This is a genomic window from Nostoc sp. DedQUE02 (genome assembly GCF_034531035.1).
Taxonomy (GTDB): domain Bacteria; phylum Cyanobacteriota; class Cyanobacteriia; order Cyanobacteriales; family Nostocaceae; genus Nostoc.
The window spans coordinates 240,530-267,139 of record NZ_JAVRBY020000001.1; the positions used below are offsets into that span (position 1 = coordinate 240,530).

At 41.8% G+C, this 26,610-nt stretch carries 24 protein-coding genes; 6 read left to right on the top strand and 18 right to left on the bottom strand.

What is annotated here, in order from left to right:
• Positions 1–41 precede the first annotated feature (41 nt).
• On the top strand, positions 42–1,019 hold the full coding sequence (locus tag RMX98_RS01115) for a Rieske 2Fe-2S domain-containing protein (protein WP_322677013.1): 978 nt from the start codon (positions 42–44) through the stop codon (positions 1,017–1,019).
• Between the two features lie 24 nt (positions 1,020–1,043).
• Here the strand turns inward: RMX98_RS01115 and RMX98_RS01120 are convergent, their stop codons facing one another.
• The 5 genes from RMX98_RS01120 to RMX98_RS01140 all read right to left on the bottom strand — a co-directional run bounded on the left by RMX98_RS01120 (position 1,044) and on the right by RMX98_RS01140 (position 10,016).
• A complete protein-coding gene (locus tag RMX98_RS01120; RefSeq protein WP_322676976.1) occupies positions 1,044–6,074 on the bottom strand; it encodes a PAS domain S-box protein in 5,031 nt (1,676 codons plus the stop codon).
• A 435-nt stretch (positions 6,075–6,509) separates the two neighbouring features.
• A complete protein-coding gene (locus RMX98_RS01125) occupies positions 6,510–7,229 on the bottom strand; it encodes a chromophore lyase CpcT/CpeT (protein ID WP_322676977.1) in 720 nt (239 codons plus the stop codon).
• 99 nt (positions 7,230–7,328) lie between these two features.
• Positions 7,329–8,510 (bottom strand): 8-amino-7-oxononanoate synthase, encoded by a 1,182-nt coding sequence (gene bioF / locus RMX98_RS01130; protein ID WP_322676978.1) that lies wholly within the window; start codon positions 8,508–8,510, stop codon positions 7,329–7,331.
• A 115-nt stretch (positions 8,511–8,625) separates the two neighbouring features.
• Entirely contained in the window at positions 8,626–9,258 is a 633-nt protein-coding gene (gene ruvA / locus RMX98_RS01135) for a Holliday junction branch migration protein RuvA (protein ID WP_099101282.1), read from the bottom strand.
• Complete coding sequence (locus tag RMX98_RS01140; protein ID WP_322676979.1) at positions 9,258–10,016, bottom strand: sucrose-phosphate phosphatase; 759 nt, start codon at positions 10,014–10,016, stop codon at positions 9,258–9,260. Before RMX98_RS01140 ends, ruvA begins: the two co-directional genes overlap by 1 nt.
• 236 nt (positions 10,017–10,252) lie before the next feature.
• On the opposite strand from RMX98_RS01140, the gene RMX98_RS01145 reads away from it, so the two are divergent.
• Entirely contained in the window at positions 10,253–10,957 is a 705-nt protein-coding gene (locus tag RMX98_RS01145; protein ID WP_322676980.1) for a Uma2 family endonuclease, read from the top strand.
• Here RMX98_RS01145 and RMX98_RS01150 read toward each other — a convergent pair.
• Together RMX98_RS01150 and RMX98_RS01155 are read right to left on the bottom strand one after the other, a co-directional pair.
• Complete coding sequence (locus RMX98_RS01150; protein ID WP_409880983.1) at positions 10,916–11,134, bottom strand: hypothetical protein; 219 nt, start codon at positions 11,132–11,134, stop codon at positions 10,916–10,918. The two genes, RMX98_RS01145 and RMX98_RS01150, sit on opposite strands and share 42 nt — an antisense overlap.
• 131 nt (positions 11,135–11,265) lie before the next feature.
• A complete protein-coding gene (locus RMX98_RS01155) occupies positions 11,266–11,901 on the bottom strand; it encodes a glutathione S-transferase (RefSeq protein ID WP_322680705.1) in 636 nt (211 codons plus the stop codon).
• A gap of 178 nt (positions 11,902–12,079) precedes the next feature.
• On the opposite strand from RMX98_RS01155, the gene RMX98_RS01160 reads away from it, so the two are divergent.
• The 3 genes from RMX98_RS01160 to RMX98_RS01170 all read left to right on the top strand — a co-directional run bounded on the left by RMX98_RS01160 (position 12,080) and on the right by RMX98_RS01170 (position 14,321).
• Positions 12,080–12,301: a hypothetical protein gene (locus RMX98_RS01160; RefSeq protein ID WP_322680704.1), complete on the top strand. Its 222-nt coding sequence runs from the start codon at positions 12,080–12,082 to the stop codon at positions 12,299–12,301.
• An 82-nt stretch (positions 12,302–12,383) separates the two neighbouring features.
• Positions 12,384–13,844: a cobyrinate a,c-diamide synthase gene (locus RMX98_RS01165; RefSeq protein ID WP_322680703.1), complete on the top strand. Its 1,461-nt coding sequence runs from the start codon at positions 12,384–12,386 to the stop codon at positions 13,842–13,844.
• A gap of 48 nt (positions 13,845–13,892) precedes the next feature.
• A complete protein-coding gene (locus tag RMX98_RS01170) occupies positions 13,893–14,321 on the top strand; it encodes a bifunctional diaminohydroxyphosphoribosylaminopyrimidine deaminase/5-amino-6-(5-phosphoribosylamino)uracil reductase RibD (RefSeq protein WP_322680702.1) in 429 nt (142 codons plus the stop codon).
• 210 nt (positions 14,322–14,531) lie between these two features.
• On the opposite strand, the gene RMX98_RS01175 is transcribed toward RMX98_RS01170, so the two are convergent.
• The 8 genes from RMX98_RS01175 to RMX98_RS01210 all read right to left on the bottom strand — a co-directional run bounded on the left by RMX98_RS01175 (position 14,532) and on the right by RMX98_RS01210 (position 22,086).
• On the bottom strand, positions 14,532–14,954 hold the full coding sequence (locus RMX98_RS01175) for a TerB family tellurite resistance protein (RefSeq protein ID WP_194043291.1): 423 nt from the start codon (positions 14,952–14,954) through the stop codon (positions 14,532–14,534).
• Positions 14,955–15,011: 57 nt separating this feature from the next.
• Entirely contained in the window at positions 15,012–16,442 is a 1,431-nt protein-coding gene (locus RMX98_RS01180; protein WP_322680701.1) for a 16S rRNA (cytosine(967)-C(5))-methyltransferase, read from the bottom strand.
• Positions 16,443–16,623: 181 nt separating this feature from the next.
• A complete protein-coding gene (locus RMX98_RS01185) occupies positions 16,624–18,075 on the bottom strand; it encodes a glycoside hydrolase 100 family protein (RefSeq protein WP_322680723.1) in 1,452 nt (483 codons plus the stop codon).
• Between the two features lie 663 nt (positions 18,076–18,738).
• Positions 18,739–19,356, bottom strand: coding sequence for a Uma2 family endonuclease (locus tag RMX98_RS01190; RefSeq protein WP_322680700.1), 618 nt, complete (start codon positions 19,354–19,356; stop codon positions 18,739–18,741).
• A 57-nt stretch (positions 19,357–19,413) separates the two neighbouring features.
• Positions 19,414–20,439 (bottom strand): DnaJ domain-containing protein, encoded by a 1,026-nt coding sequence (locus tag RMX98_RS01195; RefSeq protein ID WP_322680699.1) that lies wholly within the window; start codon positions 20,437–20,439, stop codon positions 19,414–19,416.
• Positions 20,423–21,073 (bottom strand): PspA/IM30 family protein, encoded by a 651-nt coding sequence (locus tag RMX98_RS01200; protein WP_409880679.1) that lies wholly within the window; start codon positions 21,071–21,073, stop codon positions 20,423–20,425. Before RMX98_RS01200 ends, RMX98_RS01195 begins: the two co-directional genes overlap by 17 nt.
• Positions 21,074–21,447: 374 nt before the next feature.
• Positions 21,448–21,846, bottom strand: a complete 399-nt coding sequence (locus RMX98_RS01205; protein ID WP_322680697.1) for a type II toxin-antitoxin system VapC family toxin — start codon at positions 21,844–21,846, stop codon at positions 21,448–21,450.
• Between the two features lie 6 nt (positions 21,847–21,852).
• Complete coding sequence (locus tag RMX98_RS01210) at positions 21,853–22,086, bottom strand: hypothetical protein (RefSeq protein ID WP_322680696.1); 234 nt, start codon at positions 22,084–22,086, stop codon at positions 21,853–21,855.
• Positions 22,087–22,437: 351 nt separating this feature from the next.
• On the opposite strand from RMX98_RS01210, the gene RMX98_RS01215 reads away from it, so the two are divergent.
• Positions 22,438–24,123, top strand: a complete 1,686-nt coding sequence (locus tag RMX98_RS01215) for a SulP family inorganic anion transporter (RefSeq protein ID WP_322680695.1) — start codon at positions 22,438–22,440, stop codon at positions 24,121–24,123.
• Between the two features lie 270 nt (positions 24,124–24,393).
• On the opposite strand, the gene RMX98_RS01220 is transcribed toward RMX98_RS01215, so the two are convergent.
• The 3 genes from RMX98_RS01220 to RMX98_RS01230 all read right to left on the bottom strand — a co-directional run bounded on the left by RMX98_RS01220 (position 24,394) and on the right by RMX98_RS01230 (position 26,521).
• Entirely contained in the window at positions 24,394–25,065 is a 672-nt protein-coding gene (locus tag RMX98_RS01220; RefSeq protein WP_322680722.1) for a pentapeptide repeat-containing protein, read from the bottom strand.
• A gap of 241 nt (positions 25,066–25,306) precedes the next feature.
• Positions 25,307–25,978, bottom strand: coding sequence for a cadmium resistance transporter (locus RMX98_RS01225; protein WP_322680694.1), 672 nt, complete (start codon positions 25,976–25,978; stop codon positions 25,307–25,309).
• Positions 25,979–26,203: 225 nt separating this feature from the next.
• A complete protein-coding gene (locus tag RMX98_RS01230) occupies positions 26,204–26,521 on the bottom strand; it encodes a hypothetical protein (RefSeq protein WP_322680693.1) in 318 nt (105 codons plus the stop codon).
• Between the last annotated feature and the right edge of the window lie 89 nt (positions 26,522–26,610).

Sequence of the window (26,610 nt, forward strand, 5' to 3'; positions counted from 1 at the left end):
ATTTCACAATTTTATATTTAGCAGAGAATCCTATGCAATCTATGCTTCCTGGAGCGCCTTGGTTGTTAGCGCACAAATCTATGCTGACAGTGAATCAACCCCGAAAAATTTCTTTGTATGGTGCTGACTATGTGATGTGGAAGGATGCTGGTGGAGAAATCCATGCTTTACCCAACGCCTGTCCCCATCTGGGAGCGATGCTATCAGAAGGATGGTGCGAAGCCGCAAGCGAAAGTACCATAGTCTGTCCGTTTCATGCCCTGAAGTTTGATGGATCGGGCTGCACTGTGTTGCCTGGTTCGAGCAAGAAAACATTACCCCAACTCAAACCTTTAGAGCTAACAATTCAAGGCGATTTTATTTGGTCTTATGGGGAATACGAGCCAAAGATATCCATTCCCACTGTGCTGAATGAAATTGCCAATACTTACTACTTTGTCGGGCATACGGCAGATCAAAGTATTGAGACAGACTTACTAACTATGCTGCTGAATATGCACGACTACAATCATCAAAACGGCACTCACCGGGACTTATTTCGGATTACTGAGGTGGAATTTCATCAATTCATCGATCAAGGGCATCGCTCCCATGCGTTTTATGACATGCCTACAGCCCCCTACAGTTTAGTAGAAAAGCTCAGAAAACCAGATTTGTTTCTGCTACCCAGCACGATTAAAGCGCATCTGGAAAATCATTTTCCATCCCTGGTAATTTTTCATGGAGAAATGCCCTTGGGTAAAGCGGCACAGTGTCACATTTTTGTGCCAGAAGCGGAAAATCGGACACGAACTTACGTTTTGCTATTTGCTCAAGCCAAGCACCCTGCTTTTAAGCTTTTTGGCAACGCTTATCTCAAGTTTGGCAAGGTTGTAGTAGATCAAGATGCGGATATTCTAGGTAAAATTTATCCAGATACACCGCAGAAAATTAAACTCAACAATGAAGTGGGTATGGATTGGGTACGACGTAATTTTGAAAGCTTCCCTAATGTAGTTTCACCTAACCTTTCAAAATGATTTTCGGACACACCTTGATTATGGTTAATTGTGTCCAATGAGATTAACGATCGCTGAAGCTAAATCCACAGGATCGACGGGTTTAGGTAGGTGTTTTTGAAATCCGGCAGCCATTGCTTGGTTATAATTAATTTCTCCAGCATAAGCAGTCAATGCGATCGCCGGAATTTGCCCACCTTGCTCTGGCGGTAATTTTCTCACCTCGCGTAGCAACATATAACCATCCATTAAGGGCATTCCAATATCGCTTAATAAAATATCTGGCTTTGACTGCTCTAATGTTTGCAACGCTTCTGATGCAGATTCAACTGCTGTTACAGTCGCACCATATTGTTCCAGTGCAAAGCTAAAAAACTCTCGCACATCAGCTTGATCGTCCACAAGCAAGATTTGGACTCCAGCAAGTAATGTGTCATCATTACTGAGTTCTTCTTGAGAAGCCTCACCACTGCTGACTCGCGACTCAGAATTTTTCAGCAAAGGTAAGCTGACTGTAAAGGTTGCTCCCTGTCCTTCTCCCAGACTCTCTGCCTGAACTGTACCACCATGAAGTTCTACTAGATGGCGCACAATTGCCAGTCCTAATCCCAGTCCGCCAAAAACTCTCGTTGTCTTGGCATCTGCTTGTCGGAAGTAGTCAAAGACGTAGGGCAGAAATTCCGGGCTGATTCCTTTACCTGTATCAATCACCTGGATTTGGGCATCTAACCCAACTTGCTCTAGACGTACTTCTACTCGTCCTTGTGTGGGTGTGAATTTAACGGCATTGGAGAGGAGATTCCACATCACTTGTTGCAAGCGATCGCCATCGCCTAAAACTTTGCCGATATCAGGACTTAAGACCGTTTTTATTTCAATTGATTTGGCTTCTGCTGCTAAACGCACCGTTTCTAGGGCAGCTGCGATCGCTATTTTCAAATCCACTGCATGGAGATTTAACCTAACCTTACCTTGCAAAATCCGCGAAACATCAAGTAAATCTCCAATCAATTGGGTTTGTAAGTTGGCATTCCGCTCGATGGTTTCCAAAGCCCGGATTTTAGTGGCTTCGTCGAACTTGCGGGTTCTGAGTAACTTTGCCCACCCTAAAATCGGATTCAAGGGAGTTCTAAGTTCGTGGGAAAGGACAGCGAGAAATTCATCCTTAATCCGGTTGGCTGTCTCGGCTTGTGCCCTGGCAGTTTTTTCGGCTTCGTAAAGTTGAGCGCGGGCGATCGCTTGGGCACACTGCTGTCCCAGTGTCAACATAAATCCCCGGTCTTCTTCATTAAATATTTGTCCAGTAATAAAGCTTAATCCCAAAGCGCCAATTACTTTACCTTCTACTATCAAGGGAATGGAAGCCCAGGCATTATTTGCCATAACAGTCACAACATCTGCTAAGTCTGGATATCTAGCAATCATGGCTGCTAAATTTTCTAAAAAAATTGGCTGCCCAGTTCTGACTGTTTCTGCTATTTGGTTAGGTGCTGTGATCGGAAAAGTTGTCGAAGTATTTATGAGCGTTTGCGGATAGCCAATTGCTTGCACAACTTTTAGGCTAGTATTTCCCTCAGTAAGTAAGACAACAGAACCACCAGTAGCTTTCAAGGCGGCAATGCCTTGGTTCACCACTACATTAGCCACCTGTTGGGGAGTTAAGGCTTCCGAGAAGGCAGCAGTTATTTTTTGTAAAAGTATGGTGCGATTGACAGACCGTTGAGTTTCCTGGTATAGTCTGGCGTTATCGATGGCTGTCGCGGCGCGACGAGCAATATCTTCTGCTAAAGCCAAGTCTGTTTGTTGATAGTAGCGACCAGATTCGGCCGTAAAAAAAGAGATTGCTCCAAATAATTGCCCGCGAGAACGGACTGGAATCACCATCAGAGAACGAATACCCAGACTTTGCAGCAATTGCAGATGTTCGTTGTCATCAGACATTTCTAGAAGATTAGAGTCAGATAATTCGGGATAAAATACCGATATTCCTAAGCGTAGCTGCTGCACAAGCTGTTTGGCTTTAATTTTGGGTCGATAACGCCGTTGGATTTCGTCTAAAATATGTAGTTTTCTGGGATCGGCGATCGCGATCGCAATTTGTTTATTTGACCAGTCTTCCTGGAAAACGTCTACAATACACCAGTCAGCTAAAGTAGGAACTGCCAGATTCGCCACACTTTGCAAGGCGATTTCATAATCTAATGAGGCAGCGAGTAAGGTGCTGGCTTCGACTAAAAACTGTTGTGTGGCTTCAACTCGTTTGCGTTCGCTAATATCTTCAATGATGCCTAACGCATACTTTGGTTGTCCCTTATCATCCCATGCTGCTGAGGAAGTTAAGTTTACCCAAACAATGGAACCATCTTTGCGAATGTAGCGCTTCTCTAAAGAATAACCACTAATTTCTTTTGCTAAAACTCGTCGTGCATTTTCCAAATCAATTTCTAAATCTTCAGGGTGGGTAATTTCCTGGAAGTTTAATTGGATTAACTCTTCATGGCTGTATCCAGTAATTTCGCACAGAGCAGGATTAATTTGTATAAATTGTCCATCCAACGTTACCAGAGCAATACCGACAGCTGCCTGGTTGAACATTGTTCGGAACCTTTCTTCGCTTTCCCGTAAGGCAACTTCTGTTTGCTTTGCTGCTGTCACATCTGCCAAAATAATCCCAATTCCTACCGTTTCTCCCATTGCGTTGTTAACTGGGTAATAGTTGCCCAGCCAGTAGCCATAACGTTCGGGTTGTTCCCTTGTCTTACCGTTAACTTCTACATTCAACTGGGGTTCTCCAGTATCTAACACGCGCTGTAACTGTTGCTCAAAGTCAGCTGCCATCGCTGGTAACACTTCCCCAAATTTGCGTCCTAGATGTTCTTCGATGCTTAAACCGTTAATGTCAGCAAAAACCTGATTAATTCGGATATATCGCAGTTCCCGGTCTAAAAAGCATACGGCAACAGGAGCAGCATCAAAGAGCGCATCTAGAAGAGATAGAGACTCGGCATAATGGATTAAAGTCTCGTGGATATCTCGATAAAGTCGGGCATTTTCTATTGCTAAGGTGGCACGATGGGTAATCTCTGTTGCTAAAGTTAGGTCAGTGCGATCGTAGTGACGGTCTGATTCTGCGATGACAAAGGTAATAGCACCGAGGACTCGCCCTTGTGCAATTAACGGCACAATCATCACAGACTTCATCCCCAATTGCCGAATAAGTTCTAAGTGTTCTTGATTCTGAGAATTTGCCACTAATAACGAGTCAGATACCTCTGAAATCAATTCGCTTTGCCCGGTTTGCACTACTCTAGTAATTGCACTTACACCCTTGCGATCTGTTACATACTCCTGAAGTTTACGCGCCAATTCCGCTTTCGATGGGTCTGCATGAGCAATGGGTAGGCGGCGAATGGAACCATCTTCATTTAAAATATCAACGCTACACCAATCAGCTAGCTGAGGAACTGAGATTTTAGCGATTTGTTCTAAGGTTTCTTCATAATCTAGCGAAGTAGAAAGTACACTACTAATTTGGGCAATATAGCGCAGTCTTTCCTCAGCCTGCTTACGCTCTGTAATATCAATAACAAAAAAAGCTCCTCGGTCTACAGTGCCTTCAAAACGGCTACCACCTATCAAAATTGGTAAGTGTGAGCCGTCTTTACAGATATATTCTTTTTGATATGGTGTGCAAAAGGAACTGTCTTGAAATTCATTTAGTGCTTGCTGATCAATTGGCACATACTTTGTAGGAGTTAGGTCTTGCCAGCGAAGTGTTCCGGCTAGTAATTCTTCACGAGAATAACCTACCATATTCAGCAAGGCATCGTTTGCTTCTGTAATCCTACCGTCTTTATCCCAGAAGCCAATACCAATCATATTGGACTCAACCACGCTGCGAAACTTCGCTTCGCTTTCTTGCAGTGCTTGCTCAGTTTGTTTTAGTTGAGTAATATCAATTAAACTAATACCCACTCCCAACAGCTGCCCATCCGGCAAACACACCGGATAATAGCTGACAAGACCATAACGATATACTCCAGGCGGATAAGTTTCACCGCTCACTTCCTGGTTGAGTAGTGGCTGCCTAGATTCCATCACTTGCTGAAAAACAGGCTCAATTTTTGCTGCCCATTCCGGTAGTACTTCTCTAAAGGTACGACCAATATGTTGAGTTTGCGGTACACCGTTGATGGCGGCTAGGGCTTCATTTGCATGAACGTAACGAAGTTCAGTATCAAGAAAAGCCAACGCTATTGGTGAACTACTAACCCAAGCATTTAGTAACGCCAGAGATTCATCTTTTTGCTGAGTAGCTTGTTGAAGTTCCTGATGCAACCTGGCTTTTTCTAGTTCTGTCTGCTTGCGCTCAGTAATATTTACACCTACACAGGTAATACCCTGAATGCTATTGTCTACATCTTTTAGTGGTTCAACCAGTAAATCATAGTAACGGTCTTCTCCACAAATTGTTAGATAAACCTCTTGGCGGGTTGAAACACCAGTCTCTATTACCTTCTGCTTAATTGCCGTCAATTGCTCTGCTACTAAGGCTGGAAATAATTCATAGTCAGATTTACCCAGGGTGTCTTCAACAGTTTCTAGACCTTGAGGATTATGAATCCACTGGTATCGTAAATTGCGATCGTGCTGAAATATGACGATATCTGAACTAGTTAACGCTAATCGAAATCTTTCCTCACTCACTCTCAGCTTTTGGAAATTTTCATCAGCCTGTTTTTTAGCAGTCTTTAATGCCTCACAGATGATACTAAAGAGCAATCCTTGTAATACAAACAACCCAATTCGCACAAAATTGGATAAGTCAAAACTCAGATTGTAAGCTGGGGGGAGAAAGAAGTAATTGCTCAGTAACGCAGACAAGCCGGTTGCTAACAGCCCTGATTTCAAACCACCATACCAAGCACTCACCATTACAGCGCTAAAAAACAGCAAGAAAGGAGTTCCACTCATGCTTAACCAGGGATCTAGTACCAGCATTAATACTAGTGCAGTTGCAACAATTAATACAGTTGCACCATAACGCAGTAATAAAGAAAAATGAATATGAGGCATGAAATTTTTTGGAACAACCAATACTTACTGCAAAGGCTGTATATACCTTAAGCTAGTTTGCAAATTTTAGTAATTTATCTACAGATAGATTTTTCTATTTAAAAAACTTCTTTTGTAAGAGGTTAATTACTCCTGATACAGGATCAAAAACCATAAGTTTTAATGAATATTATATATTTAAAACATTGGTTTATTGAGCAGAAATATTCAATTTGAATAAATATAGGTTTTGAATGTTTGTAGTTAGGTTTAACTTTAGTATTCCCTAACAAAGTCCTGGAAATGTTGGGTTTCGTTCCTCAAACCAAGCTACACGTTTTTATTTTTTAGCGTTATACGAACACTTATTGATATGTCTTCTGGTTGCATCTCAAGCAACAAATCTGACTAATAGACGTGGGTGAATTAAAATTAATCGCAATCAAACAAAGACTCTTATTTTACTGTCGATTTATGTTTGTGTTTGCGTAAAATTGTTTGGCTTGTACCCCAGACACCTAAAGCTAGTATTCCTAAGGTAAAGGAGGGTTCAGGAATAGAATCAATTCGGCGAAACTCAATTGGTGTAGCGAAAAGTAAATTACCATTGGCCCCAAAAATTTTGTCTAAAGAGTCAATGCTATTTTTGGAGACAGTTACACTAGAAATCACCTTACCACCAGTACTTGTTGGACAGCCATTAGGAGAGTTATTTCCGATGTAGTCAGTCGGTTCCCAAAAAAGCTCCAAGTTGCAGCTTGTTGCCGAAACTTTACTAGAGTCAAGAGTATGTTCCGACTCTGGTCGATTACATAATCCAGTCACAGAATAGTTTGGTTCAAAGGTACGAATGCTGAGATTCACTGCGGAATTCTCTTGACTAAAAGAATAAAGACGGAAGCGATTAATACTTTTTTGTTCAAGATAAATATTCTCTGTTCCAGTTATAGGATTGGTATTGGTCAATTCCACACTACAACTTGACAGATTAATCAGTGGAACTGAAGGGTTAGCTGCCACTTGTTGGGAATTATCGAACAAACCAGTAAACCACTGTGCTACTTGCTTGACTTGTGTCTCAAGTGGTGGGGCAGTAATAGCATTAGCGCGAGTTGCCTGGACAAGTGTAAATGCTGAAAATAAGGCTGTCAGAGTATATACTTTGATGAAATTCATAAATCAATGGAATATCTGAAATTTCAAAGTATTTTATCTTACTTTTGCTGCGACGCAATGCCCAGTTAGTTAGTTGGGCAGCAACAAAACTATCTTTAATTAATTCTTCAGTACTGCTACCAATTTTTCAATATGTGCTGCTTGATGAGTTGTCATTAAAGATATTCTAATTCGACTTGTGGGCACTGTGGGAGGACGAATTGCTGGGGCAAAAATGCCAGCATCTCTTAGCTGTTTTGCAGCTTTTAGGGCATCTGTGGCACTAGGTAATTGAAAACATAATATAGGTGATTCTGAAGGCAGTAATTTTAGATTAGGTAAGTGTTGTTGCAGTAAAGTTTTCAAGTAATGTACATTTTCCCACAATTGGACGCGGCGTTGCGGTTCTTGTTGCACTATTTTGATTGCTGCTAAGGCTGCGGCTGTATCGGCTGGTGAAAGCCCAGTGGTATAAATCCAACTGGCTGCGCGGTTCCGTAAGAAATCAATTAGGGCACTACTTCCTGTCACATATCCACCTAAACTACCTAAAGCTTTACTTAAAGTGCCAACTTGAATTAATTGCTTTCCTGTACATCCAAAATGTTCCACACACCCAGCGCCAGTTTTTCCTAGTACCCCTGTTGCATGAGCTTCATCAACTAGCAGCATACAGTTAAATTCATCAGCGAGTTCTAACAGTGTGGGCAACGGACATAAATCGCCATCCATGCTGAAGACAGTATCAGTAAGAATCAAACAGCGTCGGTAGTTTTGTCGCTGTTGACTCAACTGAGTTTTTAGGGCTGCAATATCACAATGTGGGTATTCTACAAATGCTGCACCACTGAGAATTGCTCCATTTTTCAGACTGGAATGATTGTACTGGTCAGAGAATATTAAATCACGCTTGCCCACCACAGCAGTAATTGCACCCAAATTGGCTAGATACCCGGAACTAAATACCAAGGCATCTTCTGTTTGTTTGGTAGATGCGATCGCCAATTCTAACTCCCTGTGTAATACCCGATGCCCACTGAGTAATCTAGAACCAGTACTGCCAGTGCCAAATTCAGCGATCGCAGCAGTTGCAGCTGCTATCAATCGCTCATCCCCAGCCAATCCCAAATAGTCATTGCTGGCAAAATTAATTACCTCTTGCCCAGCTAAAACCACCGTTGCGTCCGGACGACCATTGATAGGTTGTACTGAACGATACCAGTCTGCCCGATGAATCGTTGCTAAGGACTGTTCTAGCCAGGCATAAGGATCGCGTCGCTTCGCTCCGAATTCAAAATTCAAAATTCAAAATTCAAAATTAAAGAACTTCTGCCTCCAGCATAGCTGCCTTCTGCCTCCTCTTTCCCAATGACCAATGACAAATGACAAATGACAAATGACAAATGACAAATGACAATTAAACTTGTTCGCTACTGAGATGAGCGATCGCTTGTTTAATCCAATCTTCGACATAAGCATCTTTGGGTAGTCCGATGTCTTCGCTGACCACATGCAGGGCGTGACTGACCTCATGGGCAGTATATCCCAAGGCGAAGAGGGTCATTTGCACTTCTTCGAGAATTCCTGGGGCTGGCCCGCCTGTGGCGACGAAGAACCCGGCTGATTTGCGCCACTCGACTAATTTGCTTTTCAGTTCTAAACAGATGCGTTCGGCGATTTTTTTACCGACACCGGGAGCCTGAATGAGGATTTGTGTATTGCCAGCGATAATTGCTTGGACTAAATCTGGTAGTTCCAGAGTGTCCAAAAGGGCGATCGCTAAGGCTGCACCAATACCTGTGACAGTCAGCAAGTGGCGAAATAAATCGCGTTCGGCTGGGGAAGCAAAGCCATAAAGAAAGGGCACTTCTTCACGAATTTGCAAATGGGTAAAAATTTGCGTTACTCCTCCTGACTCTGGTAACTGGTTTGCCAGGCGTTGGGGAACTTGCAAATCATACCCCAAGCCATTTACTTCCAGAGTCAGAATCACGCGATTAGCGCCAATTGTTTGGATACCAGCGACTATACCTTTTAAATAACTAATCATTACAAGAGACCAAAATAATTTAAGCCTTCGATAATTCCACCTGCACAAAAACCTTTTGCCAGGTAGTGGTAGTCTGCGGGATGCTCATTGTGCCATTGGAGTAACTCTTTTCGGGCATTCCCCACAATGATTCCCCGTTCGTTGCCTACAGCAAATAAAGCAATATCATTACCCGAATCACCACAGACAACTGTTTGTTCTGCTGCAAATTTCCACTTCTGACGTAAAAACTGCATTGCTTGACCTTTATCGCTGGTCAGGGGTACAATGTCAAGGTCTATTCCGCTACTGTAGATTAACTTTACATTTAATTTAGATTTTTGTAACTCAGCTTCAAGTTGTGGTAGAACATTCGCAGATACTTCTTGTTCTAGAAAACAACTCACTTTGAAGGGACGCTGTTCTGAATCTGGTTGCTGAACTAACCCAGGATATTTTTTCGTAATAGCTAATACAGTTTCCCGTTCCCATCCCGGAGAAAGGATTTCTGACCAATCTGAGTCTGGAGTATCAGTACCATCAATGTAAATTTCTGTACCTACAGACAGGACGAGGGCATCCGGTTGCAAAAGATTTTTTTGAGCTTGGAGTTCTTTGTAAAGTACAGGCGATCGCCCCGTAGAATAAACAATTTTCGTACCGTATTCTTGGCGATGTCTCTCCAACAGTTGATTTAGTTCTGGTAAAGCGCTGTCATCGCCAACTGTGCGATATACGAGGGTGTCATCTAAATCGGTTACAAACAGAAATGGTTTCATGATTAATACCTCTTGCAAAATCTCGTTATTCTACCGCGTGAAGAGACTTTTACAAGAGATTTATTTGCTAAAAACAAGACATTATATTCAGATATATATTTGTTTTTGATCTCCTATAATATTTCCTTCCGATTTCTGATTTCAGTGGCTCATTCACATCAAGTAAATCAACTCACCCGCTTCACGGCACTACGATACAATCAATTTAACCTTAACCACCTCTACCACCTGCGCTCGTGGTCAACACCTCTTCACAACATTCGACTCCAACTGATTTTCGCTCCGAGATTCCGCCTCTTGAGAGTGGCGATCGCCTCATTCGTCCAGAGTTTGAGCGTCGCTATAATGCTATGCCCAACCTTAAGAAAGCCGAATTGATTGAAGGAGTCGTTTATGTGGGATCACCTTTGCGTTTTGAACCACATGCCGAACCGCATGGTAATTTAATGATTTGGCTGGGAAATTATAAAGTAGCCACACCTGGTGTCAGATTGGGCGATAATCCAACTGTGCGGCTAGATTTAGATAATGAACCCCAACCTGATGCCATTTTGTTAATCGATGCAGCGTGTGGCGAATCGTCTCATCTAAGTACTGATGGATACGTGGAAGGTACGCCAGAATTAGTAGCAGAAGTTGCCGCCAGCAGTGCTAGCAAAGATTTGTATGATAAAAAACGTGCCTATCGTCGCAATGGCATTCAGGAATATATTGTTTGGCAGGTTTTTGATAGCACTGTTAGTTGGTTCAGTTTGCAAAATGGTGAATACGTAGCACTGATCCCAAATGCGTTAGGGATAATTCAAAGTCAAGTGTTTCCAGGATTGTGGCTTGATGTATCAGCATTAGTTGCAGGAAATATGCAACAAGTTTTGGCAGTGTTGCAGAAAGGGCTAAGTTCACCAGAGCATCAGATGTTTATTCAGCAGATAAGTATTTAAAATCTGGTGTTGCTGAATCGAGGTATGAATTTGGATGTAGAGACTAGCAATTGCAACGTCTCTACAAGGATTTTGAAATAACGCAAAATTATTTTTCATACCGCAATCAGCAACGCCTGGATTTCTAAGCGATCGCTTATTTACCCAAACAGTGCTGAGTAAAAAAGTAATAATCATACTCAGCACTGGCTCAATCTAGCTAGCCGCTAACAGCACTCATCAACTAGAGTCTTTCCCCTTTAATGAACCGTATTGACAGTTGCCCTGTTAATGGCGATCGCTTCTTAACAGTTGGGATCTGTGATTCCTTATTGAAAGGATAGGTTATATTTGCCTCCACGCTCAAGGGCGCGTTTGTAAGCAGGTCGTCCATGAATGCGCTCGACAAATTCTTTCAGCTTTGGTCGGCTCTCGACCTCTTCGGGGAGTGCAGCGATTACTTCCAAGGGAAAGCTCATTTGGATATCGGCGGCGGTAAATTCATCACCCGCAAACCATGTATTTTTACGAAGTTCGTCTTCTATGTAGTCAAAGTGAAGTTTGATTTGGGGGGCGACGAATCCGCTAGCCGCGCTACTGTCGCCTGCCCCGAAATTGTTCAATATCAACCGCATTACCAACAGTGGCATTGCCGAACCTTCAGCGTAATGCAGCCAATACTTGTAGCGCAGATGCTCCGGCGTACCGGATGCTGGGACTAACCGACCATTACCATAGCGATCAACTAGGTATTCGATAATTGCACCCGACTCAGCGATCGTCAAGTCCGCATCTGTGATTACTGGTGACTTGCCGAGGGGATGGACTTGGCACAGCGACTCCGGTGCCATCATCGTCTTGGCATCGCGTTCATAGAATTTGATCTCGTATTCGATACCTAATTCTTCAAGCAGCCACAGCACACGCTGCGATCGCGAGTTGTTAAGATGATGCACAATTATCATAAAACGTTCCTCTTGTGGTAGCTGATTATTATCTGCTCTCGGCTAATCTCCAACTGTATTATTAAACAGACGTTTTCAACCTAACTCCCCTAATTGGGTAGTTTTCTGGTTTCTAATTGGTATAAGTTTGAGTTAGTTGGTTTGTAGAAACTAAAGTATCGGAACGAGAAAAATAGCATTGTCAGTCGATGCAATGCCATTGTTAGTCAATGCAATGCCATTGTTAGTCGATGCAATGCCATTGTTAATCGATGCAATGCCATTGTTAATCGATGCAATGCCATTGTTAGTCGATGCAATGCCATTGTTAGTCGATGCAATGCCATTGTTAGTCGATGCAATGCCATTGTTAGCCGATGCAATGCCATTGCAGGTTAAGAAACTTGTGTGTACACCGTAGCCCCTTGTAGAGGAAGGAGAAGTTTGGAAAAAGGTCAAAGTGTATTGCATTCAAAAGAGAAGCGCTATAATTTGTTTCATTTATGGCTTTAGTCATTGCTGGGGAACGTAGTGGGGTGGGTAAGACAACAGTCACGCTCACCCTTTTAGCATCTTTACGCCGTCGCGATCGCTTGGTACAATCTTTTAAGGTGGGGCCAGACTACATCGATCCGATGTTTCATCAACACGTAACTGGTCGTGCTTGTCGCAATTTAGACCCTGTATTGACTTCTGAAGCCTACGTTCAGCAATGTTTTGCCCATCATAGCCAACTGAGTGAATATGCCCTCGTGGAAGGGGTGATGGGGTTGTTTGATGGAGTTTCGTCATTAGTCATTAGTCATTTGTCATTTGCAAATGACAAAGAACAAAGGACAAATGACGAAGGACAAAGGACAAAGGACAAAGAACAAAGGACAAATGACAAAGGACAAATGACTGACTTTGCAAGTACGGCACACATTGCGCGGCTGTTAGATTTGCCTGTGGTGTTGGTGATTGATTGCAGCCGTTTATCTGGTTCTGTGGCTGCGATCGCGCACGGCTATCGATCTTTTGATCCCCGAATTAAAATAGCTGGGGTAGTATTAAATCGCGTCGGGAGCGATCGCCATCTCTCTCTCTTGAAAGATTCCCTAGAACCCTTACAATTACCCATTCTCGGCGTAATGCGCCGTCAAGATAACATCACAATTCCTGATCGCCATTTGGGTTTAGTACCCACAGCCGAACTTCCCGAACTCAATGCTTTAATCGATCGCCTCGCGGATTTAGGAGATACTTGCTTTGACTGGCAACGCTTATTACCTTTGTTAAAATCAGAACCCCTTTCTGGCGTTGCTTCATCTTCCTTATCTGCCTCATTCCCAGTTAGGATTGCAGTAGCCCGCGATCGCGCTTTTAATTTTTACTACCAAGACAATCTCGATTTGCTGCAACAGCTTGGTGCAGAATTGGTTTTCTGGAGTCCTTTAGAAGATGCTGGTATACCAAAAGATATCCAGGGAATGTATTTTGGCGGTGGTTTCCCGGAAGTTTTTGCCCAACAACTCGCAGAAAATTCCAGCGTTCGTCATGCAGTGAAAACGGCAATACTTCAAGGAATGCCTACAATCGCCGAATGCGGCGGATTAATGTATTTGTGCGAGCAAATTATCGATTTTGAAGGTAAATCTTGGTCAATGGCGGGAGTGCTACCAACATCTGCTGTGATGGGTGGACGTTTAACTTTGGGCTATCGTCGTGCTGTCGCTTTGCAAGATAATTTGTTAGTTAAAGCAAATACAACTGTTTACGGACATGAGTTTCATCGTTCCCATTTAACCTTAACTCCCACTCAACCCCTATTTGAAACCTCTCGCTACGATTGTGACGAAAATATGGGATGCGAAGGATGGGGTTTACCTGCAAATATTCATGCTTCTTATATTCATCTGCATTGGGGAGAAAGTAGAGAAATTCCCCAGCAGTTTCTTCAAGAATGTCTAAAAGAAATCTGTTAGGGATTAAGATTTTTTTATTTCTGTCTAACTAGATAAAATATGCGAAAAATGAATGAAACATTTATGTTAGCTGCTTTAGCCATAAGCAGAAAAGCTTTGCCAAAATGTTTGCCCAACCCACCAGTAGGCTGTGTCATTGTAGGTACTGAAAAAATAGTGGCAAAAGGATACACCCAAGCACCAGGGAAATATCATGCTGAGGCTGATGCACTTAACCAGATTCAAGGTAAAGCGTTTGACTGCTTGAAAATGTACGTAACTTTGGAACCTTGTTCTTTTTATGGACGCACACCCTCATGTGCTTTAGCCATTGCCGAAGACCCTCGTATAGATGAGATTTATGTATCTTTAGTAGATCCAGATCCTCGTAATCAGGGGAAAGGATTGGACATTCTTAAGAAAGCAGGGAAGATAGTTCATCTTGGATTATGTACTGATGAGGTGAATAATTTTCTTAATCAATATCTATTAAAGTGATGAAACAAGAATGTTAACAATTCAAAATTAAAGACATTTTGATTTGGGGATTATACCGTTGAGTTAAGCTTTTTTCTCTCCTTTTGACCCCTATGCCTGCCTTAACAGATAAATTATCATTAACCCAAGCGTCTGAAGGGGTGACAAAGAGATATAAAAAGGCAGTGAGATAATTCACCGCCTCCTCTTGGATTAACTTATAACTCGATGTTAGTTTTGGACTTCAACCCAACGGCGGTAAAGCTTTTGAATTTGTTTGAGAAGCGCAGTGTGAGCTGGTTGATTTGACTCATTCGGCTTCGCCATATCCTGCAATTGCGTCAGGAGTCTGGCTTCTTCGACGGCAACTTCACCATCGCTATAAATTAAACCACTGATGGCTTCAATCAGATTTTCGCAATCTTCAAGACTGGGGCGATCGCCTAGATACTCCCGCACCCAGTCATAGCACTCTTTTGGCTGTACAGGAACTAATTCGTACAGCCAAGGCTTAATTTCTGGGTCGTTAGCTAAACCTTTGGCTTGAGCTATTTCGCGGAGATATTGCCGTTCTTCTGGCTGGATTCTGCCATCGATCCAGGCAGCTCCAATCAGGATTTTAACTAAATTTTTTACATTGGAAGGGGAAACCATTGCTGCCTCCTCTGGTAGATTCAGGCCTCCACCAAATCGTACAATCCTAAACAGTATTCACTCGGAATTATTGGTTTTTCTTAAGCGCACCATAAAAAAACCATCTATGTCCTGTTGATGGGGCCAAAGTTTAAACCAACCTTGAGGCGTAATATCGGTAGAATCAGGCAACTCAAAGCCAATAGGAGACTCAATTTGCCAATCAGGTGACTCAGCTAAAAACGCCGAAATCACTTGTTCATTTTCTGCCGGATGCAATGTACACGTAGCATAAACTAGTACACCACCAGGTTTGACAAAAGTTGATGTATGTGTCAATAGTTCTCGTTGCAGCACCGAAAGTTCTCGGACGGATTCTGGTGTCTGTCGCCAACGCGCATCAGCATGACGGTGCATAGTTCCCAAACCAGAACATGGAGCATCAAGTAATACTCGGTCTGCGGTGTTTTGAAATTGCTTGAAGTGGCGACTGTCGCCAGTGTAAATTTGAATAGATTGTAAATTTAGGCGTTGAGAATTTTCTTGGAGTTTGCGAAGACGAGAAGCAGTGCGATCGCAAGCCCAAATTTTACCGTCATCTGCCATTAATTCCGCAATGTGGGTTGTTTTCCCCCCTGGTGCAGCACAAGCATCAATTATCACCTCACCTGGTTGGGGGTCGAGCAAATGACTTACCAATTGAGCGCTAGCATCTTGTACAGTCCACCAACCTTCTTTAAAACCCGGTAGTTTTTGAATTGACCCAGTATTACCAATAAATCGTAAAGCTTGCGGTAAATGAGGAATCCGTCTCACCAAAACACCAGCAGATTGCAAAGCCGTCTCAACTTCCTCAATGGAAGTGCGAAGTGGGTTGATGCGTAAGTCAATGGTTGGTGATTGGTTCATCCATTCACACAGTTGTTCTGTCTCAGCCAAACCCAGTTGTTCTAACCAAACTTGAACAATCCAATCAGGAAAACTGTGTAAAATGCCCAAGCGTTCCACAGGGTTTTCTGGAAGTTCTAACGGATCGGTATGGAGAGATGAGACAGTGTTTTCTCCCCCTGCCTCCCCTGCTCCCTGGTCACTGAGCGTAGCCGAAGTGCTGCCCCCCTGCTCCCCTGCTTTTCTAAGATACTGGCGTAATAGACCGTTAACAAAACCCGTGAGTCCAGAAAAACCGTTTTCTTTAGCAAGCTGGACGGTTGTATTAACAGCAGCCGAGGCGGGAATGCGCTCTTGATAACGCAGTTGGTAGAAGCCCAGATGTAAGATAGTGCGAAGGTCTGGTGGTTGTTGATGAGATTTCTTTTTGGCGAATTGATCGATGAGAGTATCGAGGGTGCGCTGCCTTCTGACGCTCCCATAAACCAATTCTGTCACTAAGCGGCGATCGCTATCAGGCAAATTAACTTTTTGCAGCACTCTATCTAGGGCAACATCAGCATAAGCCCCCTTATGAACATCTCGTAGGGCGATAAAAGCTAATTGACGAGGGTTTGTCATGGAAACACGATTCGGGAGTCAGGAGGCTTTTGTATTCTAACTCCCAACTCTTTACTAATTCGTAATTCGTAATTGTTGAGTTTAATTCCTCCTTGTTTCTAAATGGTCTTGCTTTTATTCGGGTCTAAATTTCTGTCTGGAACTGTTTTTTAATTACGAATTACGAATTAGAAATTACGAATTATTGCATATATGGGTCTACACTGGCAATTTCAAATTCACACGCTCTAGAAACCTGTTCTGCTGGTAATTTTCCAAAGCTGATTAATGGTAAAGAAGTGGGGTCTGCTACCAGTTCTTTTGCTAATAAGAACCCAGTGATAGTCCAAGTTTGATATTTCCTAGCTTGTTTCCCAATCAGTCGCCCTTTTTTACCATCGTAATACTCTGGCCATTCATCTGTACTCAAGCGTCCTTGGGCAGTTTCAATCGCCTTTTGTGCGAGATTTGTTCTATTAGTTTTTACAGCCGCCGCCGCCAACATCCACATTAAAACAGGCCAACTACCAGCATTATGATACGACCAAGGTATATTTTTGGGGTCACATCCAGTCACAATTCTGTATTCTTCATGTTCCAAAGCTGGAAAACAAATTTTCATTGGCATATCTCCCACCAAATCATCCCAGCGATCCTCAATGAGAGTCATAATCGCTTGTGACTGTTCTTCGGTGGCTAAATCTGAAATGATTGCCATTAAGTTTCCCAGTGAAAAGAAACGAGTATCTAGCTGCGATGGCCCGACATTACCTGCTAAATAACCACCTTTTTTTGGCAACCACTTGTCCAATTCATAATAGGGAACAGAATCTACATATATGTTGAACAGATTAACAGCACCTTTACCATATTCTTCACTTTTGAAGCGATAAATTGCATTCAGACGATTAATATCTATCCAATAATGCTGGCGAATATGAGCGCATAAAAGAGGCAATCGGTTATCAATGGCTTCAACAATATCGGAATTACCTTGACAAATTAGCAGTTCGCGAGATGCACGCAATGCCGTGTAAAAAAGGACTTGTAATTCTAAAGGATGCCCATAAATGCCCATACGACGGTCAATCATACAAGCGCCATCTGGAACCAATAGCGTTGGGTACATATCAAAACGATTCGCCAAACAGATTTCCATGATTAACCTGATACCATTTTGGAATTCAGGTTGATAGGCAAGAGAAAAATCTTCTGTGGCGACTACATAAGCACGCAACAAAATAATCCACCATAGACAAGAATCTACAGGTGTAACTCTAGCGATCGCATGTTCGCCAAAATCAGCTTCTAAATATTCTTGTCCATTGTCTGATACCACTTTAAAGCTAGCTGGGATTAATCCTCTTCCTGGCTTATAGGCATCCAAGGCCCTTTCTTTAGGTTGTAACTTTAAGGTTTCTTCTAAGAAATTACGAACAATATCTGTTCTACCTTTGATCAGAAAAATCAGAGCTGAAGAAACAAAATCCCGGACAAAGCACTGATCGTAATTGAGCGCTTCTACAGAAGCATCATAAGCGGCTACTGTCCCAACAGGGCGACCTTGATAATAGAGAATTGATTTTTCTAGTGCTAGCCATGCTTCTTCCACTTCTTTTAAATTTTCAGTAGTTTCCAATTCGTTTAAGTGCATTGCCAGAATAACTCCATAAGGATTGTGAATTTGTGGTAGATGGTCTTCATTTATTATTTTTGCTCTTCTCAGCATAACAAAAAATATTCTTTGAATAGCAAATATAATTGAGCAAAAAAATAATCAAATAATAAATAATAAACTGGCTAATCTTTATGCCACTTTATTGTTAGTTAATTGCTTGTAAATTATTACTATTTTGGTGAATTATACTTGTTTTTTTCACCGCAATTAGTAACATTTTCTCTAAAAACAGTCACATAAGATATATTTTTAGATTATTTATTGTTCCCTTGTCTGTCCATAATCTTTGCTTTACCAAACAAAAACATATCTTCAGTGCTGTTTAGAAGTTGTGCGAAGTTAAAAATAGTTGCAGTATATTTACTTGAGCAAGATTAGTTTTTGACATTAAGAAGTCGATTATTCCCCTATTATCTAATAATTTATAACGTTTTTTCAGAATATGCAAGATGAAAACTAGAAAATTTTAATCTGTCAATACTTCTCAAGGGTTAAATATCTTACTCTGCTGATAGATGAAACGGAAACTTTATGGCAGTATAGCCAAAAATAATGAAGAGTACTGAGTCAAAATCCCGCCCATAAGGTACAGAGAATATACAAAGTACATAAGTACTGAGATTAGAAAAGTGATGTTGATTACTGTTCTCCTGAAGCAGCCTTAAATACTTGTTCGGCAGTTAGATTCAGCTCTATTAAAGTTGGCGATTGAATTTGCTCATTACCACAAAACTGAGTTACTTGGTATTCGCCATCCACTAATATATAAACTGATATTGTCGGTTGTTTAGGATTGCCGATAAACCGTTTTCCACCAAGAGCAGCATAGTCAACAATCCAATATTCTGAAATTCCAATTTCCTCATACTCAGCAAATTTGAGAAAGTAATCATCTCGCCAATTTGTACTCACAACTTCTACTACCAATGGAATTGATGCTGCTTGAGTAACTGTTGATGATTTTTTCCAAAGTGGTTCATTAATTAAGTTAGGGATATTCAATACCAGCACATCTGGAATATAACCAGATTTTTTATCGACAGATTTGATTAATGCTTGAGCCGGAATCGAATAAGCTAGATTAAATCTCCGAATTTCAAAATTTAGTTCTCTAATTAGAAATGCTCTGACTAACTCATGTTCCCCTGTTGGCTGCATTTCAACTATTACTCCTTTATGTAATTCATATCTGCCGTTTTCCGGTTTCCATTCGACAAATTCTTCAAAATTTATTGCTTCTACTAAATGTTGAAACATAACACTATTTCCTCAAATATTATTCATATTTTCACTAGCATCGATAAACAGCTAACTTCATATTACCTGCTGCTGGAATTCTTTATAAGCTTGATTAATTGCTTGCATTGAGGCTTTTGCAATTGTAGAACTATTAACATCAGGATGATACAATCTTGCTAATCGGCGGTAGGCAAGTTTAACAACATTGGGGCGATCGCTCTGATTTACGCCCAAGACTTCCCACCATTCCCCAGATAATTCAGAGTCGAGAGTAAATTGACTCCAAATCTTGATACTTCCGCCATTACCCCCGCTTACCAGTGTCTTGCCATCAGGGCTAAAAGCAACGGGATTACACCCAGAAAGATTTTGTAGTAATTCCCCAGTCTGGAGGTTCCAAAGTTTGATTGTACCGTCTCGGCTGGCACTGGCGAGGGTTTTTCCATCAGGGCTAATGGCAACAGACAAAACCGCCGTTGAGTGTCCAATCAGAGTGGAAAGTAATTCTCCAGTTTGGAAATTCCACAGTTTAATTGTGGTGTCTGTGCTACCACTAATAAGAGTTTGACTGTTATGACTAATAACAACTGTATTCACCGCTCCCAAATGTTCAGTGAGAATATAGCGTTGTTCCCAAGCAGAATAGTAATCCATCTGCAAAACTTTCTCTTCCATCCGCTCAAAAAGCTGTGCTGGAGTTTCGCTAATTCCCGATTCATCTAACAGTTTGGCAATACCATAGGCGGCGAGTCCGACTACTGCACCAATTCCCGCCATCGGTATTGCACCAATTCCAAATGCTAGTCCTACTTTCGGTGCGACTAAACCCATACCACCAACGACGCTATAAATACCAGCACCGCCGACTGCACCAATTCCCATTGTAGCGATCGCAGCAGCATCTCCTTCTGCTATGGCTTTAAAAGCGCCATAAGCAGCTGCACCAGCCACAGCGCCAGCACCGACTACAGGAGTTGCACCAATGCCAACAGCACCAAATCCGCCTGCTAGTCCCATCCCGCCTACCGTTGCGGAAACACCAGCACCTGTTATGGTTCCGCTTGCAATGAATGCTGCGCCTGTTTTAGAATTCTGTGTCATTGCCTAATGTTTTCTTAAAATTTTCTAGAGTCATCAGATTTTGTCTGAGCAAAGCTACTGTTGCTTGCTGCTGTTGAAGCTGAGTTAGAAGAATAAGCACAATTTTATTTTGTATTTTTTTATTCACTACAGCTTGAAGGGCTAAATCATCATCATTGTTTTTCAAAGCGTCCTGAACTTTTTCGTTCCAGTATTTACTTTCTTTCTGGACTTTTTCAAAATCTTTCTCAATAACTTCTTGATTAGCAACAGCGCTGTTGAAAGCTTTTTTTGTTTCATGAATAGCCTCTGCTAAAAGCACTTTACTGTCTTTTTTAGCTTGAGTTTGCTCTTGAGGTTTAGGTGATAGCATTAATGCTTTAAGTTCCTGTAATTCATCATCAATCGATACATCAACATCTTTATATTCAAAGCTGATGAATGTTGGTGAAACCTCACTGATACTAAACTCACTCGGTAATATTTCATTCTGTACTTCTGAAACCTTTTTCTCCCAAGATTTCAAACTACTTTTAATTGCGTCTACTTGTGGTTGTTGCTCTCCTACAAGTTTTTTTAGTCTACTAGCAATTGCTTGATATCGTTCCTTTTGGAATTTTGCTTGACTAATTAAATCCTGATTACTTACTTTCAAAGCAAGTTGATATTCTTGTTCCCATTTATCAGCTTCGGCTTGGGCTTTTGCATAGTTTCGTTGGGCAATTTCTTGGGCTACTCTGGAGTGGCTTGCTCCTTCGCGTAACTTTCGTAGCGCATCCTGTGATGATTGATTTTGGTCGTAAAGTCCCATAAGTTTATCTGAGTACGCTTATTACTCAGAGCGTAGACTAATTAATACTTTTGCGTCTTCGTAAAAATTACTTAAGCCTTGAATTTTGCTTTTAATACTACCTCAGAAAAGCCTCAGTACAATAATATTTCATTAATTCGTAGCAAAATAAATTAGGCAAAGCTCTGGGTTAGTCTGCCTTCCTTTGCGTTTAAAAACATAACGATTTTACGCACTCATTACCAAATAATCGAAACTAATCCTGATGCAGTTATATTTGAATCACAGGTTAATAGTTGCACTTCATTACTTTCACTTGCTAAAACTAGTGCAGTTGCAGTAATTTGCCTATCGTGCATTTCATTAATAGCAGATAAGCTCATAGTTATTTTAATTACATCTTTATCAAGTGGATAAATTACCACACGCGCATCAGCTTCAACTGCTGAAAGTAAATTCTCGGCAGAAGGAATAGATGTTCTTCCTCTCTCAACAATCCAAACAGCTTCGGCTAATGTTGTAGCTGGTATAACTAACTGGGAATCAGGATTAGAAAGAATAACATTGGCATTCGCACCTAATCGCGAATTTCCTTCTAGAAACCAAATGAGAGCATGAGTATCAATCACATACTTCATAATTATCTATGACCAGTCTAAGCCGTCTTCGGTATCTCCATGAAATTCAGTGATTTCAAAATCGGTTTCTGTTGATTGTTTATGCCCAAAAAACATACCAAACCGCATCATCTGCTTTTGGATTCGAGATTTTTCTGGTTCTAAAAAAGTTACAATAACACGGCTTTCTGACACATCAGATGGTAATTCTGAAAGTTGTATATTACCGTTTTTATACACTCCTTCAATCGATTGCAACATTAGTATTTACCAAATTTGTATTCATATAAATTATAAAGTGAATACTAAAAATAGGCTTATTTGTTTAAAAACATCAAATTTTTGGGCTGTACTGGCGCTAGCTGCTGTGCGTTTGGATTAAAGCAGAAATTTATCTCTGTAACTGAGACTTTAGGTAGCGATCGCACACCATACACTGCACACTCTATCGATTATGTCAAGTAAGCCTGCGCTTTTATTAATCAGCAAGCGAACTTGAACCAAAACCCGCAATCGGGGAATTATCAACAACCCTGATGAAATTTACTGAAAAGATGGAATAACATTTGTGTGTGCTTCAGCAAATTGTGTATAAGAATTGAAAACGACGATATGGCAACATCTAATATCTTCAAAGAACCACTGCTTTTACGGCTGGGTAGCTTGTTTGGTGGGCTGCGTGGCGATTTTACGGGAGGACTAACAGCAGCAGTGGTAGCATTGCCTTTGGCTTTAGCCTTTGCGGTGGCCAGTGGTGTGGAACCGAAGGCGGGACTTTACACCGCGATTGTGGCGGGAATTGTCGCCGCAATTTTTGGTGGTTCGTCAGTACAGATTACAGGGCCAACAGGTGCAATGGCTGTAGTTTTGGTGGGAATTGTCGCCAAGTACGGCCTTGAGAAAGTTTGGATTGCTGGGGTGATGGCTGGAATTATCCAAATTGCCTTGGGGGTTGCCAAACTTGGACAGTTAGTAAAGTTTATTCCCTATCCGGTGACGGCAGGTTTTACTAATGGTATTGCCGTGATTATTTTTTGTGGTCAGTTAAATAATTTCTTTGGTTTAAAATTACCGCGTAGCGAACATTTTTTGCCCGGACTTTGGCAAAGTCTAACTCATGTAGAAGCTCTTAATTGGGCAGCAGTTGCTTTAGCTGTTGTGGTGATTGCTACCAATCTTTTGTGGCCAAGGATCAATACAACAATACCAGGTTCTTTAGTAGGGCTGGTGTTAGCAACTGCGATCGCTTCTGCTTTCCATCTGAATGTACCAACAATTGGCACGATTCCTCAATCTTTACCGATGCCTCAAGGTATTCCCCACTGGAATAATTTTGGCTTGATTCGAGAACTAATTAACCCGGCTTTGGCTTTAGCTGCACTGGGAAGTATTGAATCGTTGCTATCGGCGGTGGTGGCTGATGGGATGACAGTCAGCGAGAAACATAATAGCGATCGCGAATTAATTGGTCAAGGTTTGGCAAATATGATTGTGCCATTTTTTGGGGGCATCCCCGCTACAGGTGCGATCGCTCGGACTGCTGTCAATGTCCGTTCTGGCGGCAAAACCCGACTATCTGGGGTAATTCACGGTGTTGCCTTAGCCATCATCGTTTTAACTTTAGCACCCCTAGCAGCACAGATTCCTTTAGCCGCACTGGCTGGGATTTTGATGGTGGTTAGCCTGCGGATGGTTGAGTGGGAAGCCATTGGTTTATTGATGCGTGCTACCTACTCCGACTTTGCTGTGATGATTCTCACCTGGCTAGTGACAATCTTGTTTGACTTAGTTCTCGCTGTCGAAGTGGGATTGATTGCAGCCGGAGCCTTGTTCATCAAACGTATGAGCGAATTGAGCCTAGCTAAAATACCTGAAACCGAAGTATTTCCCCCTGGTACTCCTTTGGAATTAGGTAAACAAATTGCCGTTTATCGGGTAGATGGCCCTGTATTTTTTGGTGCTGCTGAACGGTTTGCTACCTTCCTCCGCGATGAACCGGAAGTCAAATATTTAATTCTCCGGTTGCGGTTTGTACCAAATATGGACACAACTGGATTAGTAGCCTTAGAGGATATTTATCATGACTTGGAACGGCACAATTGCCGCTTAATTCTCACAGGTTTACAACCCGAAGTCCAACAACTACTAGAACGTACAGGATTGTTACAAACAATTGGGTTATCAAATTGTTTTGAAACAACCACAGAGGCGATTTGCTCTATTTCTCCTCAGATTGCATGTTCTCAACCTGTAGCGGCTGATTTGAAAACAAAAGAATTGCTGGAATTAATTGACTGAAAATCTTGTTTAACCTCGTTCCCAGAGGCTCTGCCTCTGATCAAGAAAGAAGAGGCGGAGCCTCGCAAAATGGGTTCCCAGACTCCAGGCTGGGAACGAGGCAACACAAGACTTTGGATTTATCTTAGTGCTATTCCCCCCTTACCCTTTTCCCTACAAATGCCAAGAAGTCTATTTATTACGAATTACGAATTAATTAAAGCCTGTATTCATTGCTGAATCAGGCTTTTGATATTTTTTATTCAACTCGCACGGAGAACTTCAGTTTAATTACCGAATAGCAAATCCCTCTGGTCTGATTGCATCGCCCAAATCAACGCCCATTAGGTTCGCTCCTTGGATGTTTGCATTTGTCAGATTTGTATCTTCCAAGTCTGCGTTTTGTAGGTTAGCGGTTTGCAGATTGGCTCCCAGTAGGTTGGCTTTCTCTAAGTCTGCATCAAATAGGTTTGCTCCCACCAGGTTTGCTCCCCAAAGGTTTACCTTGCCTAAATCTGCTCCTTGAAAGTTAGCCCCTTGTAAGTTTGTTTGCTGTAAGTTAGCCCTTTCTAAGTCTGCATTTTGTAAGTTAGCACCTTCCAAGTTTGCTGCTTGCAGGTTTGTGTCCTTTAACATTGCCCCAGCCAGGTTACAGCCGACACATTCATTGGTTTGTAATAAATGTCTAACGTTATCTGCTACTGACACTATTGGCGGCACAACTGGAGATATTACTGGTGGTGTTACAGGCTCTATTGGTAATTTAAGCGGAGATATTACTGGTGGTGTTACAGGCTCTATTGGCGGCACAACTGGAGCTAGTTCAGATTCCGTAGGTATGGATGGTGTTAGTGTTTGCGCTCTAGCGCTGGGCTGGATAAGCAGAGTAAATCCCGCTACAACTACCAGAAACACTGCTGTCACGAGCCACTGAGTTAATTTTTTAGAGTTGGATTGATTCATTAGTTCCTTCATAATCTGATTCCTATTGGTGGGCTTGCTTTTATAAGAGCCATCGATAATGTGCTTTATTCTTACTTTAGATAAGTTGATTCATAAGAGCAAATATTATTGTTATTCATATTGATAAATTCAAGTGATTAATAAATCTTTTTGGATGGGAACTGATCGCTGACTTTTTTTACTCAGATTAAGAATTGCGATCGCGTGGAGCATCCACTGGAGGGGGGCGATCGCCTTATACTTAGTTCCCAAGCATTGCTAGACTAGGTAAAAGTCGATATGTTTCACTTTTAATCAAGATAGACAGTCCCAAGTAAATTAAGACAAAGGGGAAGATTTTCCGACCATAGCGAGTTAAAACGGGAGCCATGAGAGGATTACGAGTCAGGTTGTAAGAGAGGAAACACCACACCCCAACAGTGAAATAGCAAACACACAGAATTACACTCAAACTTGGAAGATTGCTACTGGCAAACAACGGTACATAAATTCCAATGTTGTTTCCTCCATTGGCAATGGTGACAGTGGAAACGCGGTAGGTTTGCGGATCGCGGATGGTTGCTAATAGTGATTTCTTCTGGCGTGTAGATTTTGCAGGAGAGGTTAAGTCAACTGATACAGCTTGTACTGTCTGTTCTTCTTCTCGATTGATGAGATTACTGATACCAATAGCTACGGGAAGCAAACCTAGCAAACCAATCCAGGTACTGGGAATAATCAGACCGCCAAAGAAACCAGGGAGACTAGCACATACTAAGGTAGTAAATCCCAGAAATTCACCGATAACAATATGCTTAGGACGAAAGCTGCGATTGACTTTTCCGAAGAAAGCTGTCAAATATAAGTTGTCGTCAAAGGTAGTTGCAAACGCTACAGAGATTCCAATAATTAATGTACTAACTAGCCAACTCATAATTGTTGCTCACGATAATTCAATGCTGTTTGTTTAAGTCCTTCTCTGCTTCTCGATATGAGGGCAGGTTAGAAAATTTTGTGACTGTTTTCTTAACGACAAGCGATCGATATTCGTTATTAATCAGCCAATTACCCAATTTTTAGAGGCATCGCCTCCAATCAAATTGGTGATTTTTTTCTCAGCAAGGTACCTTGGGAGCTCATGAAGTCAATATTATGGCTTTCAGCCAAATAAGAGCAAATACTCTTGTTTTTTAAAAGGATAAATAAAAGTGATTGACAATTTCACTATATATTTAGGGATTTCTACCCCAATACTTCTCGCTTCAGGGGAAAAGGGGAAGGGGAAAGAAAAAACCTCTAATATCATGTCCGCATAATTAGTTATGCTAACCACAGTCATTGCACCCCACACACCAGATGCTCGGCGTTGCTGATTGCGGTATAAAAAATAATTTTGCGTTATTTCAAAATCCTTGTAGAGACTAGCAATTGCAACGTCTCTACATCCAAATTCATACCTCGATTCAGCAACACCCACCAGATGCTCCACTTGGGGAGACCCCTTGGCGCTAGCCTCTCACGAATGGGAGAAGACCGCACTAGCTCCCCTTAATCCCCTCCCCGCTC

Excerpts from the sequence above, each read along its gene's own strand:
- RMX98_RS01185 (WP_322680723.1), bottom strand. The coding sequence starts at position 18,075 with ATGCACTTAAACGAATTGGAAACTACTGAAAATTTAAAAGAAGTGGAA.
- RMX98_RS01195 (WP_322680699.1), bottom strand. The coding sequence starts at position 20,439 with ATGACACAGAATTCTAAAACAGGCGCAGCATTCATTGCAAGCGGAACC.
- RMX98_RS01225 (WP_322680694.1), bottom strand. The coding sequence starts at position 25,978 with ATGAGTTGGCTAGTTAGTACATTAATTATTGGAATCTCTGTAGCGTTT.
- RMX98_RS01155 (WP_322680705.1), bottom strand. The coding sequence starts at position 11,901 with ATGATAATTGTGCATCATCTTAACAACTCGCGATCGCAGCGTGTGCTG.
- ruvA (WP_099101282.1), bottom strand. The coding sequence starts at position 9,258 with ATGATTAGTTATTTAAAAGGTATAGTCGCTGGTATCCAAACAATTGGC.
- RMX98_RS01120 (WP_322676976.1), bottom strand. The coding sequence starts at position 6,074 with ATGCCTCATATTCATTTTTCTTTATTACTGCGTTATGGTGCAACTGTA.
- RMX98_RS01220 (WP_322680722.1), bottom strand. The coding sequence starts at position 25,065 with ATGAATCAATCCAACTCTAAAAAATTAACTCAGTGGCTCGTGACAGCA.
- RMX98_RS01210 (WP_322680696.1), bottom strand. The coding sequence starts at position 22,086 with ATGTTGCAATCGATTGAAGGAGTGTATAAAAACGGTAATATACAACTT.
- RMX98_RS01175 (WP_194043291.1), bottom strand. The coding sequence starts at position 14,954 with ATGGTTTCCCCTTCCAATGTAAAAAATTTAGTTAAAATCCTGATTGGA.
- RMX98_RS01205 (WP_322680697.1), bottom strand. The coding sequence starts at position 21,846 with ATGAAGTATGTGATTGATACTCATGCTCTCATTTGGTTTCTAGAAGGA.
- RMX98_RS01165 (WP_322680703.1), top strand. The coding sequence starts at position 12,384 with ATGGCTTTAGTCATTGCTGGGGAACGTAGTGGGGTGGGTAAGACAACA.
- RMX98_RS01125 (WP_322676977.1), bottom strand. The coding sequence starts at position 7,229 with ATGAATTTCATCAAAGTATATACTCTGACAGCCTTATTTTCAGCATTT.
- RMX98_RS01115 (WP_322677013.1), top strand. The coding sequence starts at position 42 with ATGCTTCCTGGAGCGCCTTGGTTGTTAGCGCACAAATCTATGCTGACA.
- RMX98_RS01150 (WP_409880983.1), bottom strand. The coding sequence starts at position 11,134 with ATGATTATTACTTTTTTACTCAGCACTGTTTGGGTAAATAAGCGATCG.
- RMX98_RS01170 (WP_322680702.1), top strand. The coding sequence starts at position 13,893 with ATGAATGAAACATTTATGTTAGCTGCTTTAGCCATAAGCAGAAAAGCT.
- RMX98_RS01140 (WP_322676979.1), bottom strand. The coding sequence starts at position 10,016 with ATGAAACCATTTCTGTTTGTAACCGATTTAGATGACACCCTCGTATAT.
- RMX98_RS01215 (WP_322680695.1), top strand. The coding sequence starts at position 22,438 with ATGGCAACATCTAATATCTTCAAAGAACCACTGCTTTTACGGCTGGGT.
- RMX98_RS01190 (WP_322680700.1), bottom strand. The coding sequence starts at position 19,356 with ATGTTTCAACATTTAGTAGAAGCAATAAATTTTGAAGAATTTGTCGAA.
- RMX98_RS01180 (WP_322680701.1), bottom strand. The coding sequence starts at position 16,442 with ATGACAAACCCTCGTCAATTAGCTTTTATCGCCCTACGAGATGTTCAT.